Here is a 19,052-nt window from a genome sequence, read left to right as displayed (position 1 = left end):
TCAGCGTTTTTACAAAAGATCCGACTCGTCGTCGAAGAAGCCTGAATCATCATCTTCGTCATCAAACTCGTCTTCAAAATCATCCTCTTCGCTTACCGTTTCCTCTTCTTCCTCAATGAAAAGGGTTTCATCTTCCTCAATGTCCACACCGTCTAATTCCTCTTCCGCTTCCTCGGTGCTTTCTTCCTCGTCGTCCATGTCGAGGTTGATAAACGCTTTGTCGTCCCTTACGGTCATACCCAGGTTCGCCTCTTCTTCCTCCTCAGAGGAGTCTTTCAAGGTCACCTCGTTGCCGCCTTCGTCTAACACCCTCATGTCAAGACACAAGCTCTGAAGTTCCTTAATCAAAACCTTAAACGATTCCGGAATTCCCGGCTGGGGAACGCTGTCTCCTTTCACAATGGCCTCATACGTTTTCACACGTCCAACTATATCGTCCGATTTCACTGTTAGAATTTCCTGCAATGTATATGCCGCACCGTAAGCTTCCAGCGCCCAAACTTCCATTTCACCAAACCGCTGTCCGCCGAACTGGGCTTTACCGCCCAAAGGCTGCTGCGTAACCAATGAATATGGGCCGGTGGAACGTGCGTGGATTTTGTCGTCAACCAAGTGGCACAATTTTAAGATATACATAATGCCTACGGTTACCCGGTTATCAAACGGTTCGCCGGTTCTGCCGTCGTAAAGCACTGTTTTGCCGTCTGTGTCCAGCCCCGCCTCAATTAGTGTTGCCATAATATCTTCTTCTGTGGCGCCGTCTAAAACAGGGGTGGCAATTTTCCAGCCAAGCTCTTTGGCCGCGCGGCCCAGGTGAACCTCTAAAACCTGACCAATGTTCATTCGGGACGGAACGCCCAGCGGGTTTAACACAATTTCCAAAGGTGTGCCATCCGGTAAAAACGGCATGTCTTCTTCCGGAAGAATTCTGGAGATAACACCCTTGTTACCGTGGCGGCCAGCCATTTTGTCGCCCACAGAGATTTTACGTTTCTGTGCAATATAGCACCGAACCAGCTGATTTACGCCGGGAGGGAGCTCGTCGCCCTTGTCCCGGTCAAAGGTGATAACATCTACAATGATACCTGCTTCACCGTGGGGAACCCGCAGCGATGTGTCGCGCACTTCCCTTGCTTTTTCGCCAAAAATTGCACGGAGCAGACGTTCTTCCGCCGTGAGTTCTGTTTCGCCCTTTGGCGTAACCTTACCCACTAAAATGTCACCCGAACGGACTTCTGCGCCCACGCGGATAATGCCGCGCTCATTTAAATCTTTTAGTGCGTCCTCGCCTACGTTGGGAATGTCGCGGGTAATTTCTTCCGCACCCAGCTTGGTGTCTCGTGCTTCACACTCATATTCTTCTATATGGATGGAGGTTAAAATGTCATCACGAACAAGTTTTTCATTGATGAGCATTGCGTCCTCGTAGTTATAACCTTCCCAGGTCATGAAACCAATTAAAATGTTGCGGCCCAGCGCAATTTCGCCGTTGTTGGTAGACGGGCCGTCTGCAATGATGTCGCCCTTTTTCACCTTTTCACCAGCGGAAACAATGGGTTTTTGGTTGATGCAGGTTCCCTGGTTGGAACGGGTAAATTTAATCAGTTTATATTTATGAGAATTTCCGTTATCTTCTTTAATTACAATCTCGTCGGCGCTTACTTTAGAAACCACGCCGTCTTCTTTTGCCAAAACAACCACGCCGGAGTCTCTTGCCGCCTGGAATTCCATACCCGTTCCCACAATGGGGGAATCGGTGCGCAGAAGCGGAACCGCCTGGCGCTGCATGTTGGCGCCCATTAAGGCACGGTTTGCGTCGTCGTTTTCCAAAAATGGTATCATGGCCGTAGCAACCGAAACCACCTGTTTGGGCGATACGTCCATATAGTCAACCTTGCCCACTTCCACTTCCAAAATCTCATCGCGGTAGCGGACGGTGGCCTTTTTCGTCAGAAAATGCCCTTCTTCGTCCAGCGGTTCGTTGGCCTGGGCTACAATATATTCGTCCTCTACGTCCGCCGTCATATATTCAATCACATCTGTTACAATGCCCTTTTCCTTGTCAACCTTTCTGTAGGGTGCTTCAATAAACCCATGCTCATTAATTCTTGCATAGGTTGCCAGGGAAGAAATCAGGCCGATGTTCGGGCCTTCCGGTGTTTCAATGGGGCACATTCTCGAATAGTGGGAATAGTGCACGTCGCGGACCTCGAAGCCCGCACGCTCACGGGATAAACCGCCCGGCCCCAAAGCCGAAAGCCTTCTTTTATGTGTCAGCTCAGAGAGCGGGTTTAACTGGTCCATGAACTGGGACAGCTGGGACGAGCCAAAAAATTCTTTTATGGTTGCCACAATGGGGCGGATATTAATCAGCACCTGGGGCGTTACAATATCCAGGTCCTGAATGGTCATTCTCTCGCGGACAACACGCTCCATTCTGGAAAGGCCAATCCTAAACTGGTTCTGCAGCAGCTCACCTACACAGCGCAGCCGGCGGTTGCCCAAATGGTCAATGTCGTCGGTTGTTCCAATGCCATATAACAGTCCAATCTGATAGTTGATGGACGCCATAATATCGTCGATAATAATATGTTTCGGAACCAGCTCGTCGAGCCTTCTTTGCAGCTGGTCTTTTATTTCTTCTTCCGACTCAAAATTCTCTAAGATTTCGTCTAAAACCTTTTTGCTGACCTTTTCGTGCGTAATATCAGAAGCGTCAAATGAGATATAATCGTTAAGGTCTACCATGCCGTTTGAGAACACAACAACGGGTGCGCCGTTTACGTCTAAAATAACGCGGTTCACGCCGGCCTTTTCAATGTCCTCCGCCGCAGTCCTTGAAATAAACTGCCCGGCATCAATCATCACTTCGCCGGTTTCGGGGTTGGCAATGGGTTCTTTGGCTACCTGATTGGCAATTCTTGCGCTGATGGCAAGCTTTTTGTTAAACTTATACCGTCCAACACCGGCCAAATCGTAACGTTTCGGATCAAATAGCAGGCCAAACAGCAGGCTTTTTGAGCTTTCCACCGTGGGAGGCTCCCCCGGGCGGAGCTTTTTATAAATTTCAATCAGTGCATCGTCTGACGACTGAATTGCACTGCTTTTTTCCAATGTATTTAAAAGAGCTTCGGTTTCGCCAAACAAATCCAGAATTTCGCCGTCTGTTTCAACTCCCAGCGCCCGGATTAACACGGTGATGGGAATTTTTCTTGTTCTGTCAATACGCACTGACAAAACATCGTTTACGTCGTTTTCATATTCAAGCCAGGCTCCCCGATAGGGAATTACAGTTGAGGAATAGAGCTCTTTTCCTGTTTTATCATGCTCCATGGCATAATAAATTCCGGGCGAGCGCACCAGCTGGCTGACAATAACCCTCTCAGCGCCGTTGATAATAAAGGTACCCTGTTCCGTCATCAGCGGGAAATCACCCATGAATATTTCCTGTTCTTTGACCTCACCCGTTTCCTTGTTAATCAGACGCACCTTTGCTTTGAGCGGTGCCGCATAATTTGTGTCTCTTTCCTTACACTCTTCCACAGAATATTTGATTCTGTTTGTTTCAAGTTTATAGTCAATAAACTCTAAAATCAGATTTCCTGTATAATCGGTGATGGGAGAGATGTCGCGCAAGACTTCTTTCAAGCCTTCCTCCAAGAACCAGTTATATGAGTTTTTCTGCACCTCAATCAGGTTTGGCATTTCCAATACCTCATCGATTTTGGCATAACTCATTCTCTGATTTCTGCCCAACTGAATCGGATGTACCATAAGCTCAACCACCTCATTCAAATTTTTATCCGAGCCTTATCCGCGAAACTCAGGATTACAAAGGTTAAATTTATGTATTGTCATATTACAAAAATACAGTTTTAACCCCCCGGCAGTCACAACTGCCGAATTTAATGCATAATATACCATTTTGAGATTATAATGCATTTTATTATACTACCACAGTTCATTTTATAAGTCAAGCTTTTTTTGCAAATTTTGAAAAAATTTTTGACCCTTTTCGTTGACAGGCTTACTTTCTTCCTATATAATTGAAAAAAAGAAAAGGAGCATAAAAACGTGGAAACATTAATTAAAATCGTCACTTCTGTAAAAGACATAATTTTAGACCGCAGCCAGGCCGGAAAAATTACAGAAAAAGGTGCAGCGGATTTTGTAACCGCTGTAGATTTGAGCGTGCAGAACGAAATTAAGCAACAGCTGAAAATACAGTTTCCTGAAGCTGACTTTTTAGGCGAGGAGGATAAAACCAGCTCATTTGACCGCAGCAAAGCGGTGTTTGTGTTAGACCCTGTAGACGGGACGACAAACCTCATTCACGACTATCAAATGAGTGCGGTGTCCTTAGCGCTTGTTGAAAACGGCGTTGTCACAAAGGGTGTGGTTTATAATCCGTTTTCTGAAGAGCTGTTCACCGCAGAACGCGGCCGTGGGGCTTATTTGAACGGAATCCCCATTCACGTGTCCGGCGCCGCTGCGCTCTCAGATGCACTGATTTCCATAGGCACCTCCCCCTATGAAAAAGAGCGGGCGGACAAGCTGTTTAAATTATTGAAACACGTCTTTTTAAAAGCGCAGGATATACGCAGAAGCGGCAGTGCCGCACTAGATTTATGCTTTGTTGCGGCAGGCCGCACAGACGGCTATTTCGAGCAAAACTTAAAGCCATGGGACTTTGCCGCAGGTTCTTTAATTTTGCAGGAAGCCGGTGGGATTATCACAAATTTTTCAGGCGGCGACATCAATATTTTTTCAAACTGTGATATTTTAGCGGCCACCGCAGGCTGTCACCATGAAATTTTGAAGGAAATTGCAACAATTTATTAATATTTTAAAAAAACATTGATTTTTTTTCATATTTTCTTTATAATGAGAAAAGAAAAAATAAGAAAGGAACTACAAAAAATGAAAAAAATAATATGCATTGCCATTGCTTTGGCTTTGAGCCTTTCGTTTGCCGCATGTAAAAAAGAAAGCGGCGGCACACCCTCCCAGGGTGCGCAGGAAGAAAACCTGTCCGGGTTGAACTCCCAGGTTTCTACGTCGCCGGAGGGAAATAACATTAAATATAATTTTGAAGAATACTTTTCCACTGTGCTCCCTCAAGGGATTAAAGCCGAGGATAGAAGTATTAACAGCGACGCCGGGTTCTTCACTGTTTACGACGACAGTCAGACCTATTTGGACGTAACGTATTATGAAACCGGCACCTCTGAACAGGAGGTTGCGCAAAAGGCAAAGGACATTGCCGCAAAAGGAACTGCATCTGAGGTTAGCCCCATTACGGTAAACGGAATTGCGTTTTATGGGGTAAGCATGCCGGACTATGGCAAAACGCAGTATATGGGCCACGTGAAAGGGTATGACGTAACCCTGTCTGTTTATGTGGATATAAACGACAGCGTTGTGCAGTCGTTCATTCAAAACACCGTGTTTACAAAAGAATAATTATAAAAACCTTCCTTGATTTTACCGTCTTTCCAGAAATTTTGCATTGATTTTATGCAGAATATCCATTATACTGGAAAACGAGTGATGCGCAAGGGAGGTTTTTGTTAATTTATGAAGAAATTTATTCTTGCGCTTGTTTTCATCCTATTGTCCAGCACAATGTTTGAAAATTCAAGAACAGTTGCGAATGCAAACGACACACTGTTTGAGACGCCCGTTTGTCTGACCGTGAACGGAAACTATATAAAATCTGACACCCCCGGCTACTTGGAGGGGGGCTACACAATGGTGCCCATCCGCGCCATAACTGAAGCCCTGCGGGCAGACAGAATTGACTGGAATGAGAAATCATCTACTGCGACCATCACACGGAAAAATACAACAATCGTGTTAAAGAAAAATAACAAGACAGCGGTGGTAAACGGAAAAAATGTGACAATGGACACGGCGTCTGTCATTAAGGCCGACCGGTTTTATGTTCCGGTGCGGTTTGTGGCGGAAACACTGAGCACAAAGGTGGGCTGGAATGCCTCCACCTATACGGTGAACATTACGGCGCAGGGCGTTACAGTGCCCGCCTCCATGATTGGGGACAGGGGATATACCGACAACGACATTTACTGGCTTTCTAGAATTGTGAACGCCGAAAGCCAGGGAGAACCCATGATTGGAAAAATTGCTGTGGCAAATGTGGTATTAAACCGCGTGAAAAGCCCGCTTTTTGCAAATAACATTTATGATGTAATTTTTGACAGGAATTACGGCGTTCAGTTCACCCCCATTTTGAACGGCACAATTTACAATACGCCATTGGGTGACAGCGTTGTAGCCGCGAAGCGCGCTTTGCGAGGTGAAAACTATGCATCGGAAAGCCTGTATTTTTTAAATCCGAGAATTGCCACAAGCTCTTGGATTATTAACAACCGAACATTTTTCAGAAGAATTGGCAATCATGATTTTTATCTATAAGTTGTAATATTTTTTCACTTTTTTAACAGATTATTAAAACATTGCTAAAAGCTATTGACAAATAAAGTGAAAATGTTAAAATATAATTAGCACTCGGAGTTCGAGAGTGCTAATTATATTTTTTTTGGAGGTTTTCAAGATGGCGAAAAAAGCATTTAAGTCAGAGTCGAAGCGGCTTTTAGACATGATGATTCATTCCATCTACACTCATAAGGAAATTTTTCTGCGGGAATTAGTGTCCAATGCCAGTGACTCTATCGACAAACTCTATTATATCGCCCTGACGGACGATAACATTACCTTTAATAAAGATGATTATTATATCCGGATCGAAACAGACGAAAAAAACCGTACGCTGACCATTTCAGATACCGGTATCGGCATGTCCAAAGAAGAGCTGGAGGAGAATTTAGGAACCATTGCCAAAAGCGGTTCGTTTGATTTTAAATCCGATTTGGAGCATGAGGAAGACCACGATATTATCGGCCAGTTTGGCGTTGGCTTTTATTCCGCGTTCATGGTAGCGGACAAGGTTACTGTCATTAGTAAAAAATACGGTGAGGAAGACGCATACAAATGGGAGTCTGAGGGTGCCGACGGCTATACCGTTACCAAATCTGCAAAAGACGAGGTTGGAACCAAAATTATACTTACTTTAAAACCCAATGCCGACGAAGAAAATTACGACGAATTTTTAAGTGAATATACCATCAGGCGCATCATCAAAAAATATTCCGACTACATTCGTTACCCCATTAAAATGATGGTGAAGAAAAGCCGTCCAAAACCGGGAACAGAGGGTGAGGGCAAAACGCCGGAATATGAGGATTATTTTGAAGATGAAACCTTAAACTCCATGGTACCTATTTGGAGGAAGAATAAATCAGAGCTGAAGGACGAAGATTATAACAACTTTTATAAAGAAAAGTTCTTTGACTATGACAATCCTGCCGCTGTGATTCATACCAGCGCAGACGGCATTACCAGCTACAAGGCGCTGATGTTCCTGCCTGCCAGGGCGCCTTACGACTACTATTCAAAAGATTTTGAAAAGGGCCTTGCCCTTTACGCCAACGGCGTTTTAATTATGGACAAGTGTGCAGATTTACTTCCCGACTGTTTTAGCTTTGTGAAGGGACTTGTGGATTCTGCCGACCTCTCTTTGAACATTTCCAGGGAAATGCTGCAGCACGACCGTCAGCTTCAAATTATTGCAAAAAATTTGCAGAAAAAAATCAAGAGCGAGCTAATAAAGCTGATGAAAGACGACCGGGAAACGTATGAAAAGTTTTATTCCGGTTTTGGCCGCCAGCTAAAGTTCTCTGTTTATAACGAATTTGGCCGGGAGAAGGAGCTTGTTCAGGATTTAATTTTGTTCTATTCCATCAAAGAAAAGAAACTGGTTTCTTTAAAAGAATACATTGAAAAAAAGCCGGAAGACCAGAAATTCATTTACTATGCCTGTGGAGAAAGCAACGAGAAAATTGAAAAGCTGCCCCAGACAGAGCTGGTAAAAGACAAGGGATATGACATTCTCTGCTTTACCGACGATATTGACGAATTTGCAATTAAAATGCTGGGCAAATATGAAGAAAAAGAATTTAAATCGGTATCATCCGGCGATTTAGGCTTTGAAACAGAAGCAAAGCAGGAAGAAAGCGAAGAAAACAAAGAAATTTTTCTCTTTATGAAAGATGCATTGGGCGACAAAGTGAAAGACGTGAAAGCTTCAACCCGGTTAAAATCTCACCCGGTGTGCATTACCAGCGGCGGCGAGCTTTCCATTGAAATGGAAAAGGTGCTTAATTCCATGCCGGCAGACCAAAAGGTGAAAGCAGAGCGGGTTCTGGAAATTAACGTTGACCACCCGGTGTTTGAAAAAATTAAGGAACTGTTTGCTTCTGACAAAGAGAAGCTGAAAAAATATGCCGACGTTTTATATGGCAGCGCACTTCTCATTGAAGGCTTAACTGTAGACGACCCCATTGAATTTTCTAACAATATTTGTGAATTAATCTAATAAAAAGAGGCCCCATCTTATCGGTGGGGTCTCTTTATGTTTCACGTGAAACATTATTTTTGTTTCATTTTTTCTTCATACTGCATTCTTGCACTGTTAATGGCCTCAATTTCTTCTTCTGTCAATTCATAATCGGAAAGTCCTTCAACAACAGGCTTTAAATAGGTCACAGTCTGCCCGCGGACATACATTCCATTTAATACAAATCCCGTGTCCCGTTCATCTAACAGCGCCACAGCAAAGCTTAACTTCGATTTATTTTCATGAAAAGCGTCATATTTTACCAAACCAATTTTTTTCACACAGGCGGAATCCTGCCGCTCCAAATAATTTATTTTTTCTTCGTAGCTTTTAAAATATCCTGCAATTTCATTGCATTTTTTATAATAGCTAACAATTGATTCCGTAATATCCTTTCCTGCCTTATCCTTTAAAACACGTTTCAGTTTACCGTTTGTCCGAACCGCCACAACAACACTCGCAATGGCAATAAAAATGGAAAGTACAGAAATATAAATTGCATAGGTTAAAATTAATGTTGTAGACACATCGTTTCCCAAAATATTCATTTGCTTATTCCCCTCAACCTTATCAGAACGCCAAATTTGCACTTTAAACTGTTTTTGTTTAAAATATGTATTAGGTATTAGTAATCCTCTGAAATTAGAATTTAGATAATATTTTAAAATCCCATTTTTTGTTATTTCTTAATTAATTGTATAATTCTTTCAAAATCTTCCGCAGAAGAATAAGGAATTTCAATTCTACCTTTATTTTTTTTATTCACAATTCTGATTTTTGTACCCAAGTCAGAAGAAAGAGATTCTTCCAGACTTTTTATATACCGAATCAGCTCTTCTTCCTCTTTTGAAACTGTTTTCGTCTTTTTTTCAACAAGAAGCGACTTAATATAGTTTTCCGTCTGACGTACGCTGAAATCTTCCTGTATAATTTTTGTCGCCACCATATTCATGAGCTTCTCATTCTCTAAAGCCAGAATTGACCTTGCGTGTCCCATAGAAAGTACGCCATCTTTTATAAACGCCTTAATACTGTCCGGCAAATTTAGTAATCGCACGCTGTTTGCCACTGCAGACCGGCTTTTGCCGATTTTTTTTGAAACGTCCTCCTGCGTCAGACCATAAACATCCATCAGTTCTTTAATCCCCAATGCTTCTTCAACTGCGTTTAGGTTCTCACGCTGTAAATTTTCAATGAGAGCTACTTCTTTTTCACTTTTTTCATCAAAATTTTTCACAATTGCAGGAATTTCTTTCAGCTTTGCAATTCTTGCCGCCCGCCATCTGCGTTCTCCGGCAATAATCGTATAAAATCCGTTTGAATTCAGCTTTACAACAATTGGCTGCAATACGCCATATTCTAAAATAGAGTCTGCCAGACTATTCAACTTTTCCTCATCAAAATCAGAACGCGGCTGTGTCTTGTTCGGCTCAATCTGCGTTATTTTAATAATTTTAACATCTTTTTCCCGCTCTGTAGTAGTTTCAACAACGCTTTCTGCGCTGAGCAGCGCGTCTAACCCTCTGCCAAGTCCCCGTTTTGCCATCTATTTATGCCTCCTGCACATTTTTCTTAATTACTTCCTTTGCCAGCGCTTTATATGCAAACGCCCCTTTTGAAAACTTATCATACGATAAAATTGGTTCCCCAAAGCTTGGCGCTTCACTCAACCGCACATTTCTCGGTATTACGGTTTTAAAAATCTTTTCCGGAAAGAATTTTTTTACCTCATCATATACCAAAGCAGATAAATTTGTGCGCTTGTCAAACATGGTCAGCAAAATCCCTTCAATTTCAAGCTGCTCATTAATATTCTGCTTTAAAGAAGATATTGTGTTTGTCAGCTGGCCAAGCCCCTCTAACGCATAATATTCACATTGAATGGGAATTATCACACTTTCTGCCGCGGCAAACGCATTTAACGTTAAAAGTCCTAAAGAAGGAGGGCAGTCAATCAAAATAAAATCAAACTCATTTTTGATTTGTTCCAAGGCGCTTTGAAGCAAAAATTCCCGCTTTTTAAAAGCAACCAGTTCAATTTCGGCACCTGCAAGATTCACATTAGACGGGCAAACCCACAAATTTTTATATTTTGTTTCTATAATTGCGTCTTTCAACTGAATTTCATTGATATAAACATCATATAACGAATGATCCACACGATCCTTGTCAATTCCAAAGCCGCTGGTAGCATTCCCCTGGGGATCACTATCAATCAACAGCACTTTTTTCTTTAAATCGCCCAAATATGCGCTAAGATTGACGGAAGTTGTTGTTTTTCCCACGCCGCCTTTCTGATTGGCAATTACGATGACTTTTCCCATTTTTGTAAAATACCTTTCTTTTTAAGATTGTAATTATTATTATACCATTGTTTGATCTGCATTTCAATCGTTTTATCAGAAAAGAATGTTTCACGTGAAACAAAAAAAAGAGAGACAACATTGTCTCTCTAAAAAAATATTGTTTACTTAGAAATTTCTAAAATTTTAACCTGATATTCACCGTTGGGAGATTCCACCGTTACCACTTCTTCCGGTTTTGCACCGATTAAAGCCCTTCCCAGAGGGGATTCATCAGATATTTTGTTCTGGTCCGGCGACGCTTCGGTAGATCCCACAATTTCATAAGAAACTTCTTCTTCAAAATCCATATCATAAATCTTGACCTTTGTTCCGACGGCAACCTTGCTGGTGTCAATTTCGTCCTCGTCAATCACCTTTGCATTTTTCAGCATTTTTTCAAGGTTCACAATTTTAACTTCCACTTCGCCCTGTTCTTTTTTTGCTTCATCATATTCCGCATTTTCAGAAAGGTCTCCAAAGCCTCTTGCCACTTTAATTTTTTCTGAAACTTCTTTTCTTTTTTCTGTTTTTAAATATTCAAGCTCTGCCTCAAGCTCTTTCAGTCTATTATAGGTAAGTACAATCTCTTTATCCATTTTCATTCTGCCTTTCTTCCCACATAAAATAACATTCATACTTATCTATGGGCGGATAAGCAACTTTTACTAAGATATTATAAGTGAAAAACAACGATTTGTCAATCATTATTTTCTGATATTCACAATTTTATAATTTTTATCTTTTAAAAAGACCGGAATTGTTATTTTGTCGATATTTGTCTGTTGAATTTTAAAATAAAACTCTGTGAAAGATAAATTTTTTATCACTCTGTTTTCCTTTAAAAATTCCTCCTCATTTGTCTTATACGATAATAAAATTTCACTGAATCCGCCCTTATAAATTTTATAAATATCAATAAGATTTACAGATTGAAAAAATCCTTCGTCTACAATTCTGTCTGCCTCGCAGTTAATGTAAATCTTATTATATTTTTTCACCTTATCATTTTTACCCTTGATATGAATAAAAATACCGTATTTTTCTCGGAATTCATTTGCTAAATTCTCAAATTTTCCCGGATTTGTTGTATATACGCTGATTGCCTTTACAATCCGAACGCATTTTAACATGTATTTTTTTACTTCTTTTGGATTGTTTGATATCAAAACCAGATCACATTCATTTAAATGATATCCTTTTTTTTCAGCAAAATAGGTTAAAAAGTCTTGAAACATTTCATAGAAAACGGCGCTTCCTTTCATAATTTGAAATTCACACCGCAAATAATACTGCAGTAAATGATCTTGTATATTTTGTACACAAATCGTTTGTACATCCATATCGTGTAAATATGCACAAATCCTTGTAAAATAACGTTTTTTTTGTTTTTCTTTCATCTTTGGCGGCAATGGTATTTTAATTACGTTCAAACCATTTTTACTGACCATATTTTTTCTAAATAATCTTTTGCAACCAAAACAGCGAAACAAAAGCAAATCAAATTTTGAAAATTTCTCTGCAGCAGTTATATAACAATTCTTCATAAAAAAAACACCTCAATATATTGATATAACTCAATATATTGAGGAAATCTTAAAATAATTCTAAATCTTCTTTGTGAAACAGTAAATTTAACACATCAACCAGCATGTTTGCCGATATTTTTGTTGGAAGGCCGTTTTGCTTTAAAAATTCTTCCCGCTTCAATTTGCTGTTTTCTTTTCCATAAAAGCCGGCCCGGTAAAGGTCCAGCTTTGTAATTTCATTTTTACAATCAAATTTGGTTTCTCCAAAAAGGGTAGCGCCCGAGCGCTGCAAAGCACCGATAATAACGTCTGCTTCCATTCCTTCAACGCCCAAAAGCCCTTCCTTTCCAGGTTCTGTTTTTCTCTTTTCTTTCCCTTTTAATTCCGGTATAAACGCATGATAAACCGTTTCACCGGCTGTACAGCTTTTGATAAAATTGCGGATTAAAAAGCCTGCCCTGTCAGAATCTGTAAGCACTACAATACCGTCTTTCTGTGCAAGCCGTTTCATCAAACGCTGCATTTCCTTATTTTTAAAAATACAAAATCCGCCGGTTACCAACACATTTGCGTTCACAACAGAATTGAGTTTTATTTTGTCATAAGCGCCTTCAACTACAATGGTTTCTTTTACAGTAATCATTTCATGCGGACGGGCAAAACAATATAGGTAAAACGGTCGCCCTCAACAGGACTGATAACCGTTGGCGTAACCGGTGTAGAAAAACTGAATTTCACCGTTTCATCGTCTACATTTTTAAATGCGTCAATTAAATATCGTGGATTAAATGCAATTTGCATGGGTTCGCCAATCATGTTCACACTGAACTTATCGTTCACTTTTCCCATAACGCTTTCGCAGTTGATAAACACACTGTCGTCTTCAATGTTTAACAGAACATAGGATTTGGCCGATTCACTGACAATCATCGCCGCCCTGTCGATGGAATTCAAAATTTTCTTTGTTTCCACCTCAATTACAAGGTTGTTTTTGTGGTCAGCAACCGATTTATAGTTTAAATATTCCCCGTCAATAATTCTGGAAACAAAGGTGCAGTTTTTCAAAGACATTTTTACGTTGTTTTTCGACAGGGAAATCTGAATATAATCTTCACTGTCGCCGATAATGGACAAAAGCTCTTTTGCATTTTTTCCCGGCAAAATAAATTTAATTTCCTTGTCTGTGTCTATTTCTTCTTTCCGAATTGCCACCCGATATCCGTCGCAACCTACCACGTGAATGGTTCCGTCTGAAATGTCAAAATAAACGCCGGTTAATACGGGCTTGTCCTCTTTGGTGCTGATGGCATAAACCGTCTGGCGCACCATATTCTTTAAATATGTTTCTTTTATCTCAAAACAATTTTCATCTTCCACTAACGGAAGCAGGGGAAAGTCTTCTGCTGAAGCGGTGGCAAAATCAAATTTTGCGTTGCCGCAGGCAATTTTAATTTGTTCCTTGTCATCAACCTCTAAATAAACGTCTTCTTCAAAATCAGGCAACTTTTTCACTGCCACGCTGAACAGGTTTGCTTTCACTACAACCATGCCTTTTTCTTTCACTTCGGCAGGAATGACACATTCCAGCCCTAAATCCATGTTATTGCCGACTAAATGAAAACAATCGTCCTTGGCTTCTAAATAGATCCCCTCCATAATGGGCAGCGTCGTTTTAACGGGAACGGCTTTTTCTACAATATTCACAGCCTCAATCAAATCGGTTCGTTTGCATTTTAAATTCATCTTCAAAAAATCCTCCGTTATATTAAAAAAATATATAATATTTTAGTAGTTATAGTAGTAGTGTCTGTTAATTCTGTGGAAAACCTCGTTTAAAGGCTGTATTTCGCGAAAAAGGCTTATGGATAAGTATGTTCTCAATCTGTGTATAAATTTAGACTATTCACAGGTCTTTCTGCACAATATGTAAAAAAATGTAATTTGTAAAATAATGAACAGGCAATTACATAACAGATAACAGTTTATACACAAAAAAACTGTGGATAACTTTTCTTCTTTTACTATTATTATACCATAAACTATTTGAAATTTAAAGTAAAATATGATAAAATAAATTAAATTTATGCAGAAAAGAGGAAAAACATGCAGGGCAGGGATATCATATTTTTTGATTTGGACGGAACACTGACGGACTCAAAAGAAGGCATTTTTAACTCAATACGGTATGCGTTGAACTTTTTTGACATAGAAGAAACTGACGACGAAAAGCTGAGCCTGTTTTTAGGGCCGCCTTTGGTTCAGGCATTTATGAAATATTATCAGATGAGCGAAGAAAACGCAGAGTTGGCTTTAGTGAAATACAGGGAGAATTTTGTCAAAAAAGGAATTTATCAGCTTTCTATGTATGACGGAATTGACCAAATGTTAAAAGCATTAAAAGAAAATCAAATGACGGTGTGCCTTGCCACCTCAAAACCGCTGAAATTTGCAGAGCAAATTGTAAAACGAATTGGGATAGCACCATATTTTGATTATTTGGCCGGGGCTACCATGGACGAAACGAGAAATGAAAAAGCAGATATTATTGACTATGTGATCACCCAAAACGGATTTCATAAAGACAGAATTTTAATGGTGGGCGACAGAGAAAATGATGTAAAAGGAGCGCATCAAAACCATGTGGAGGTCCTGGGCGTGCTATATGGCTATGGGAGCAGGCGTGAGCTTGAAACAGCCGGATGTATTCACTTTGCAAAAACAGTGGCAGAAACCAAAAGTTTTATATTACAGTAATGACTGAAACGGAAGTGGTTATTAATTTCCACTTCTTTTTTTTGTCACTTTATTGTTTTCATTACATATAATGGAAGCAGACGTTAGAAGGCGGAGGGGAGTGTTATGGCATTTTCTGATGTAGAGCTTTTGGCACGGACGATTTTGTGCGAAGCCGGAGGCGAAGGAGACACAGGAATGAAAGCTGTTGCAACTGTGATTATGAACAGGGCTACAGTAGGATATGGAGAATACGGCAGAGTAAACAATGGATTACGGGATGTGTTATACCAGCCGGGGCAGTTCGACTGCCTGCGGGAAACCATTGGCGGAAGATATAATCCGCAAAACATTTATAATATGCGGCCGGAACAAATTCACTATGATATTGCAAACTGGGCAATTGCAGGAAACAAAATCGGAACGGTTGCATTTTCGCTGTGGTATTACAACCCTTTTTCACCAAACTGCAGACCAAATTTTCCGTCAGATGTTGGTTTTTTTGTAATCAGAATTGGAAACCATTGTTTTTATAACCCGACGGAAGCTTATGCGCAGACATAATCAAAAATAGAAAGGATGTTTTCGATGATGGAAAGAAATAATTTTTTTAATTGCTCCGGCGGTCAAACCTGCCATATAGACGGCAATGGAACAATGCTGCCGCCGCAGCGGTCTGGAATGACCATTGGTTCAGGGACTACTACATATACCATGTCTGATTCTGCCAGAGACAGGATGATGCAAAACAACGATCCGGAAATTGTTCCGGCACAGACAGAAATGACAGAAACGCCGGAAAACCAGCAGTCAGGAACCATTACAACACCGCCCCAGGGTGATTTTGACACTCCTGCCTTTCAGGGATCTATGCAGCAGATTTTATCGGAAAACTTAGGCCAGTTTGTGATGATTGAATTTTTAATTGGAACACAGGCCATGACGGAAAAAATGGGGATTTTATATTCCGTTGGCAGAGGATTTGTTGTGCTGTATGAGGAACTGCAAAACAGATATATTGTGTGCGACATTTTCTCTATTAAGTTTGTTACATTCTACGAGCCTGGCGTAAGACCGAGAGGATATAACAACGGCACGCAGGCAAACAGCGTAATGCGAAGCACAAATAGAAAATTTGTTTAAATAAACGAAAAGTATTATATTTTTCTATTTGCTCCATCCCCTTATTGCAGAGTATTCAATTTTTTGTCTGCGATAAGGGGATTACAGCATAAGCAGTAACGTAATTTTTTTCAGATTTGCTAAAAAATTATAATGCATTCAGGTAATTTTTTGCGTCGAATTTTGCTAATTTAATATGATGACGGTTTACCGTATATGACATATATAACGCACCGTTTCCATATTGAACAAATGGATAAAAGCAGCTTTCCTTCATTTTTGCCTGTAACACAATGCTGCTGTCTTTAATGTTGTTGCAATTAATGTGGACAATGCCGATATGTTCCCTGTCAATGGGTGCATGAAACAGATATAAATGATTGCCATATTCAATAAAATCTGCCCGTGACTGACAGTCCTCTATCAGCACCGGTTTTTCCCATATTTTTTCTTTTAAATGATAAACGGTTAAAAAACCATATGGTGACTCGTCTTTTTGTCTGACAAAATAATAGCATTTATCATCCTTCACATAGGTGGCGTTTTCCCATTTCGATTCATTAACAAAATCAGGCTGTGCAACAAACTCCCATGTTTCCAAATCTTTGCTTTTTATAATAAACGTATGATCTCCGCTGTATGCGCCTGTGTAATAATAAACTTCGCCGTTTTCCGTTCTTGATGAAATTTTTTGCATAATGCCAATATCAGAATACATTTTTTTATATCCTAAATTTTTTTCGGCAAATATCGTTTGAATACCGGAATAACTAAAATCACAAATTAAATCATCGATTTTAAGTTTATTAATCTTTATTTCACTGAATGTTTTTTCAGAGGTGTTAAAAGTACGGTATAGTCTGTAATAATTTCCCGATAGCATGGCTGTCCACATCAGATAGATTGTTTCGTCATCTTTATGCATTAAAATTGTATCATATACGGCATCAACGGTTTTCCCTCCAAAGGTATCACCAGCAGCTTGCAGGTCTATATATGTCTTATTTTCCACATCATCTGCCGGACAATATACAAGACGGGCAGTATGATATTTTGGATCCTCCGCCTCATTGTTTTGACTTGCATAGTAAGTCATATATATCACGTTTTTTATAAAAGCAAAACTGGACACATGTACCATCATATCCCCATTTTTTTTGAAATCTGATAAAAAGTTTTTTTCAATTTCTTTCGCAAAACAATTACTTTTTTCCTTTATGTCGTATGATATGTCAGCTCTTAAAATATTGGAATAATCAAGAATTGGTCCGCTTTCTATTATTTTATGTTCTTTTGTCGTATGAATATCAGGAAGAAATAAATTTTTTGTTTGCATTATGTTAAATATTCCTCTTTTCTTTTATAAAATAAAATATAATTGAAGAAAGCGCAATGCTTTCATTTATGAATCCAATCCATGAATGTACAAAAATGTCATATATCATAAACATAATTGATACTGGTACGGATATTATTTTTGTGATTTTCGGTTTCTTACACCACAGAGATAGAGTAACACATGAAGATGCCGTTATCGGTAATAGATTAACAGCAGTTTTATAAGTGATAAGTCCCGGTACCCAATTCAGAATAATAAAGACGAGCGGCCAAATTATATGATTTGCCCATTTTTTATTCTCTCTATTTACAAAAACGAGTTCTCTGAAAATTCCTACAAAGTTTGGTATCATTCCGCCGTATGCCCCTAAAAATAAATAATGAACCGACCAAAAAAAATCAGCACATAATTTGCATACCAGTAAATGCTTGCGATTTTGCTGTTGATAAAGCATAAAAAGAAATATCATTGCCGCTATACCAAAAATTTGAGTTATTATGATCATTTCTATGTTGTTCTCCGTTCGGCTTAAAAATGTTCGTAAAAATGGTTTAAAATGATTGCTATATTTATTAATTCATTCTATAATGAAAGTATATAGGAGTTTTAACAGAAGAACAATGCCGTATATTGGATAAAAATAACACTATATTGCAAAATGCAATTCATTACCAGAAAGGAACATTTATTGATGAATACTCGATATGAAGAATATTTCGGTTTTAAGAGTAATTTGCCGTTTACACTTTACGTTGGGTTGGAAAGAACACCGGAAAATTGCAGCAATGAAGCAAATTGGCATGAAAATCTGGAAATTCAAGTGTGTGAAGAAGGTGAAGGAACCGTATTGCTGGACGGGGAAAAACATCATTTTCTTACAAACGATATTGTAGTAGTGAACTCAAACGTAATACACCATACCGGAACGGAAAATAACTTAAAATATTCCTGTCTTATTATTGACACAAAATTTTGTGAACAGGCGGATATAGATCACACGGCCTTTCTATTTGAACCTCATTTTAAGAGTAAAACATTTATAGACTTATTGAATAATTTACAAACAATATATAACAATAATAGGGATATCTGCAGAGTTGCCAAATCAAAAGAAATTGTTTTGAAAATATTAATTGAATTGTGTGAACATCACATTTCAAAAGTTAATAAATCAATGCAAAAAAAATCGCTGGAAACGGTTAGACAAACAATAAATTATATCAGACAGAACTATAACAGAACGCTTTCGTTAGATGAAATATCAAAAAATGTTTTAATGGATAAATATAGTATATCGCGGGAATTTAAAAAAATAACAGCGCAGACGATATTTCAATATATCAATAATTATCGCTGTAAAAGGGCAGCAGAGCTTATTCTAAGCGGCAAAACCGTGCAAGAAGCTGCTTTCATGTGCGGCTTTCATAATATGTCTTATTTTACAAAAGTGTTTAAACAATATATGAGAGAGCTCCCTTCTAAATATAAAAAATAATTATTTCGGTTATACC

At 39.4% G+C, this 19,052-nt stretch carries 18 protein-coding genes; 8 read left to right on the top strand and 10 right to left on the bottom strand.

All coding sequences use genetic code 11. The annotated features are described in order from the left end of the window. Positions 1-9: 9 nt before the first annotated feature. Complete coding sequence (rpoB, locus tag WIG73_RS07045; RefSeq protein ID WP_249313420.1) at positions 10-3,774, bottom strand: DNA-directed RNA polymerase subunit beta; 3,765 nt, start codon at positions 3,772-3,774, stop codon at positions 10-12. Positions 3,775-4,074: 300 nt separating this feature from the next. On the opposite strand from rpoB, the gene WIG73_RS07040 reads away from it, so the two are divergent. The 4 genes from WIG73_RS07040 to htpG all read left to right on the top strand — a co-directional run bounded on the left by WIG73_RS07040 (position 4,075) and on the right by htpG (position 8,455). Beyond that, positions 4,075-4,842 carry an inositol monophosphatase family protein gene (locus tag WIG73_RS07040; RefSeq protein WP_337399875.1) on the top strand — a complete coding sequence of 256 codons (768 nt, stop codon included), beginning with the start codon at positions 4,075-4,077 and terminating at the stop codon, positions 4,840-4,842. A gap of 78 nt (positions 4,843-4,920) precedes the next feature. Next, positions 4,921-5,463 carry a hypothetical protein gene (locus WIG73_RS07035; protein WP_249313422.1) on the top strand — a complete coding sequence of 181 codons (543 nt, stop codon included), beginning with the start codon at positions 4,921-4,923 and terminating at the stop codon, positions 5,461-5,463. Positions 5,464-5,577: 114 nt separating this feature from the next. Beyond that, positions 5,578-6,435 (top strand): stalk domain-containing protein, encoded by an 858-nt coding sequence (locus WIG73_RS07030; RefSeq protein WP_337399874.1) that lies wholly within the window; start codon positions 5,578-5,580, stop codon positions 6,433-6,435. Between the two features lie 139 nt (positions 6,436-6,574). After that, positions 6,575-8,455, top strand: coding sequence for a molecular chaperone HtpG (gene htpG / locus WIG73_RS07025; protein ID WP_337399872.1), 1,881 nt, complete (start codon positions 6,575-6,577; stop codon positions 8,453-8,455). A gap of 53 nt (positions 8,456-8,508) precedes the next feature. On the opposite strand, the gene WIG73_RS07020 is transcribed toward htpG, so the two are convergent. The 7 genes from WIG73_RS07020 to dnaN form a co-directional block, all read right to left on the bottom strand. After that, entirely contained in the window at positions 8,509-9,024 is a 516-nt protein-coding gene (locus WIG73_RS07020; protein WP_337399871.1) for a DUF4446 family protein, read from the bottom strand. 131 nt (positions 9,025-9,155) lie between these two features. Beyond that, positions 9,156-10,022, bottom strand: coding sequence for a ParB/RepB/Spo0J family partition protein (locus WIG73_RS07015; RefSeq protein WP_337399869.1), 867 nt, complete (start codon positions 10,020-10,022; stop codon positions 9,156-9,158). Between the two features lie 4 nt (positions 10,023-10,026). Beyond that, positions 10,027-10,800, bottom strand: a complete 774-nt coding sequence (locus tag WIG73_RS07010) for an AAA family ATPase (protein ID WP_337399868.1) — start codon at positions 10,798-10,800, stop codon at positions 10,027-10,029. Positions 10,801-10,943: 143 nt separating this feature from the next. After that, positions 10,944-11,423, bottom strand: a complete 480-nt coding sequence (gene greA, locus WIG73_RS07005; RefSeq protein ID WP_337399866.1) for a transcription elongation factor GreA — start codon at positions 11,421-11,423, stop codon at positions 10,944-10,946. A gap of 102 nt (positions 11,424-11,525) precedes the next feature. After that, complete coding sequence (locus WIG73_RS07000; RefSeq protein WP_337399865.1) at positions 11,526-12,365, bottom strand: hypothetical protein; 840 nt, start codon at positions 12,363-12,365, stop codon at positions 11,526-11,528. A gap of 49 nt (positions 12,366-12,414) precedes the next feature. Further along, on the bottom strand, positions 12,415-12,990 hold the full coding sequence (locus tag WIG73_RS06995; RefSeq protein WP_337399864.1) for a DUF4093 domain-containing protein: 576 nt from the start codon (positions 12,988-12,990) through the stop codon (positions 12,415-12,417). Next, on the bottom strand, positions 12,987-14,090 hold the full coding sequence (dnaN, locus tag WIG73_RS06990; protein WP_337399863.1) for a DNA polymerase III subunit beta: 1,104 nt from the start codon (positions 14,088-14,090) through the stop codon (positions 12,987-12,989). The genes WIG73_RS06995 and dnaN overlap by 4 nt, the downstream gene beginning before the upstream one ends. Before the next feature lie 360 nt (positions 14,091-14,450). On the opposite strand from dnaN, the gene WIG73_RS06985 reads away from it, so the two are divergent. The 3 genes from WIG73_RS06985 to WIG73_RS06975 all read left to right on the top strand — a co-directional run bounded on the left by WIG73_RS06985 (position 14,451) and on the right by WIG73_RS06975 (position 16,223). Next, on the top strand, positions 14,451-15,101 hold the full coding sequence (locus tag WIG73_RS06985; protein ID WP_337399862.1) for an HAD hydrolase-like protein: 651 nt from the start codon (positions 14,451-14,453) through the stop codon (positions 15,099-15,101). A gap of 105 nt (positions 15,102-15,206) precedes the next feature. Further along, positions 15,207-15,644 carry a cell wall hydrolase gene (locus WIG73_RS06980; RefSeq protein ID WP_177680096.1) on the top strand — a complete coding sequence of 146 codons (438 nt, stop codon included), beginning with the start codon at positions 15,207-15,209 and terminating at the stop codon, positions 15,642-15,644. 24 nt (positions 15,645-15,668) lie between these two features. Then, positions 15,669-16,223, top strand: a complete 555-nt coding sequence (locus WIG73_RS06975; RefSeq protein WP_177680097.1) for a hypothetical protein — start codon at positions 15,669-15,671, stop codon at positions 16,221-16,223. A gap of 127 nt (positions 16,224-16,350) precedes the next feature. Here WIG73_RS06975 and WIG73_RS06970 read toward each other — a convergent pair whose 3' ends face one another. Continuing rightward, complete coding sequence (locus tag WIG73_RS06970; protein ID WP_337399861.1) at positions 16,351-17,346, bottom strand: sialidase family protein; 996 nt, start codon at positions 17,344-17,346, stop codon at positions 16,351-16,353. Between the two features lie 196 nt (positions 17,347-17,542). Beyond that, a complete protein-coding gene (locus WIG73_RS06965; RefSeq protein WP_337399860.1) occupies positions 17,543-18,046 on the bottom strand; it encodes a YgjV family protein in 504 nt (167 codons plus the stop codon). Positions 18,047-18,232: 186 nt separating this feature from the next. Between WIG73_RS06965 and WIG73_RS06960 the strand changes: the two genes are divergently transcribed. Continuing rightward, on the top strand, positions 18,233-19,036 hold the full coding sequence (locus tag WIG73_RS06960; RefSeq protein ID WP_337399858.1) for an AraC family transcriptional regulator: 804 nt from the start codon (positions 18,233-18,235) through the stop codon (positions 19,034-19,036). Positions 19,037-19,052 lie beyond the last annotated feature (16 nt).

It is taken from the genome of Congzhengia sp. (assembly GCF_037235575.1).
GTDB classification, from domain to species: Bacteria; Bacillota; Clostridia; order UBA1381; family UBA9506; genus Congzhengia; species Congzhengia minquanensis.
Note: the sequence above shows the minus strand (reverse complement) of the source record. Positions and strands in the feature narration are given on the sequence as shown.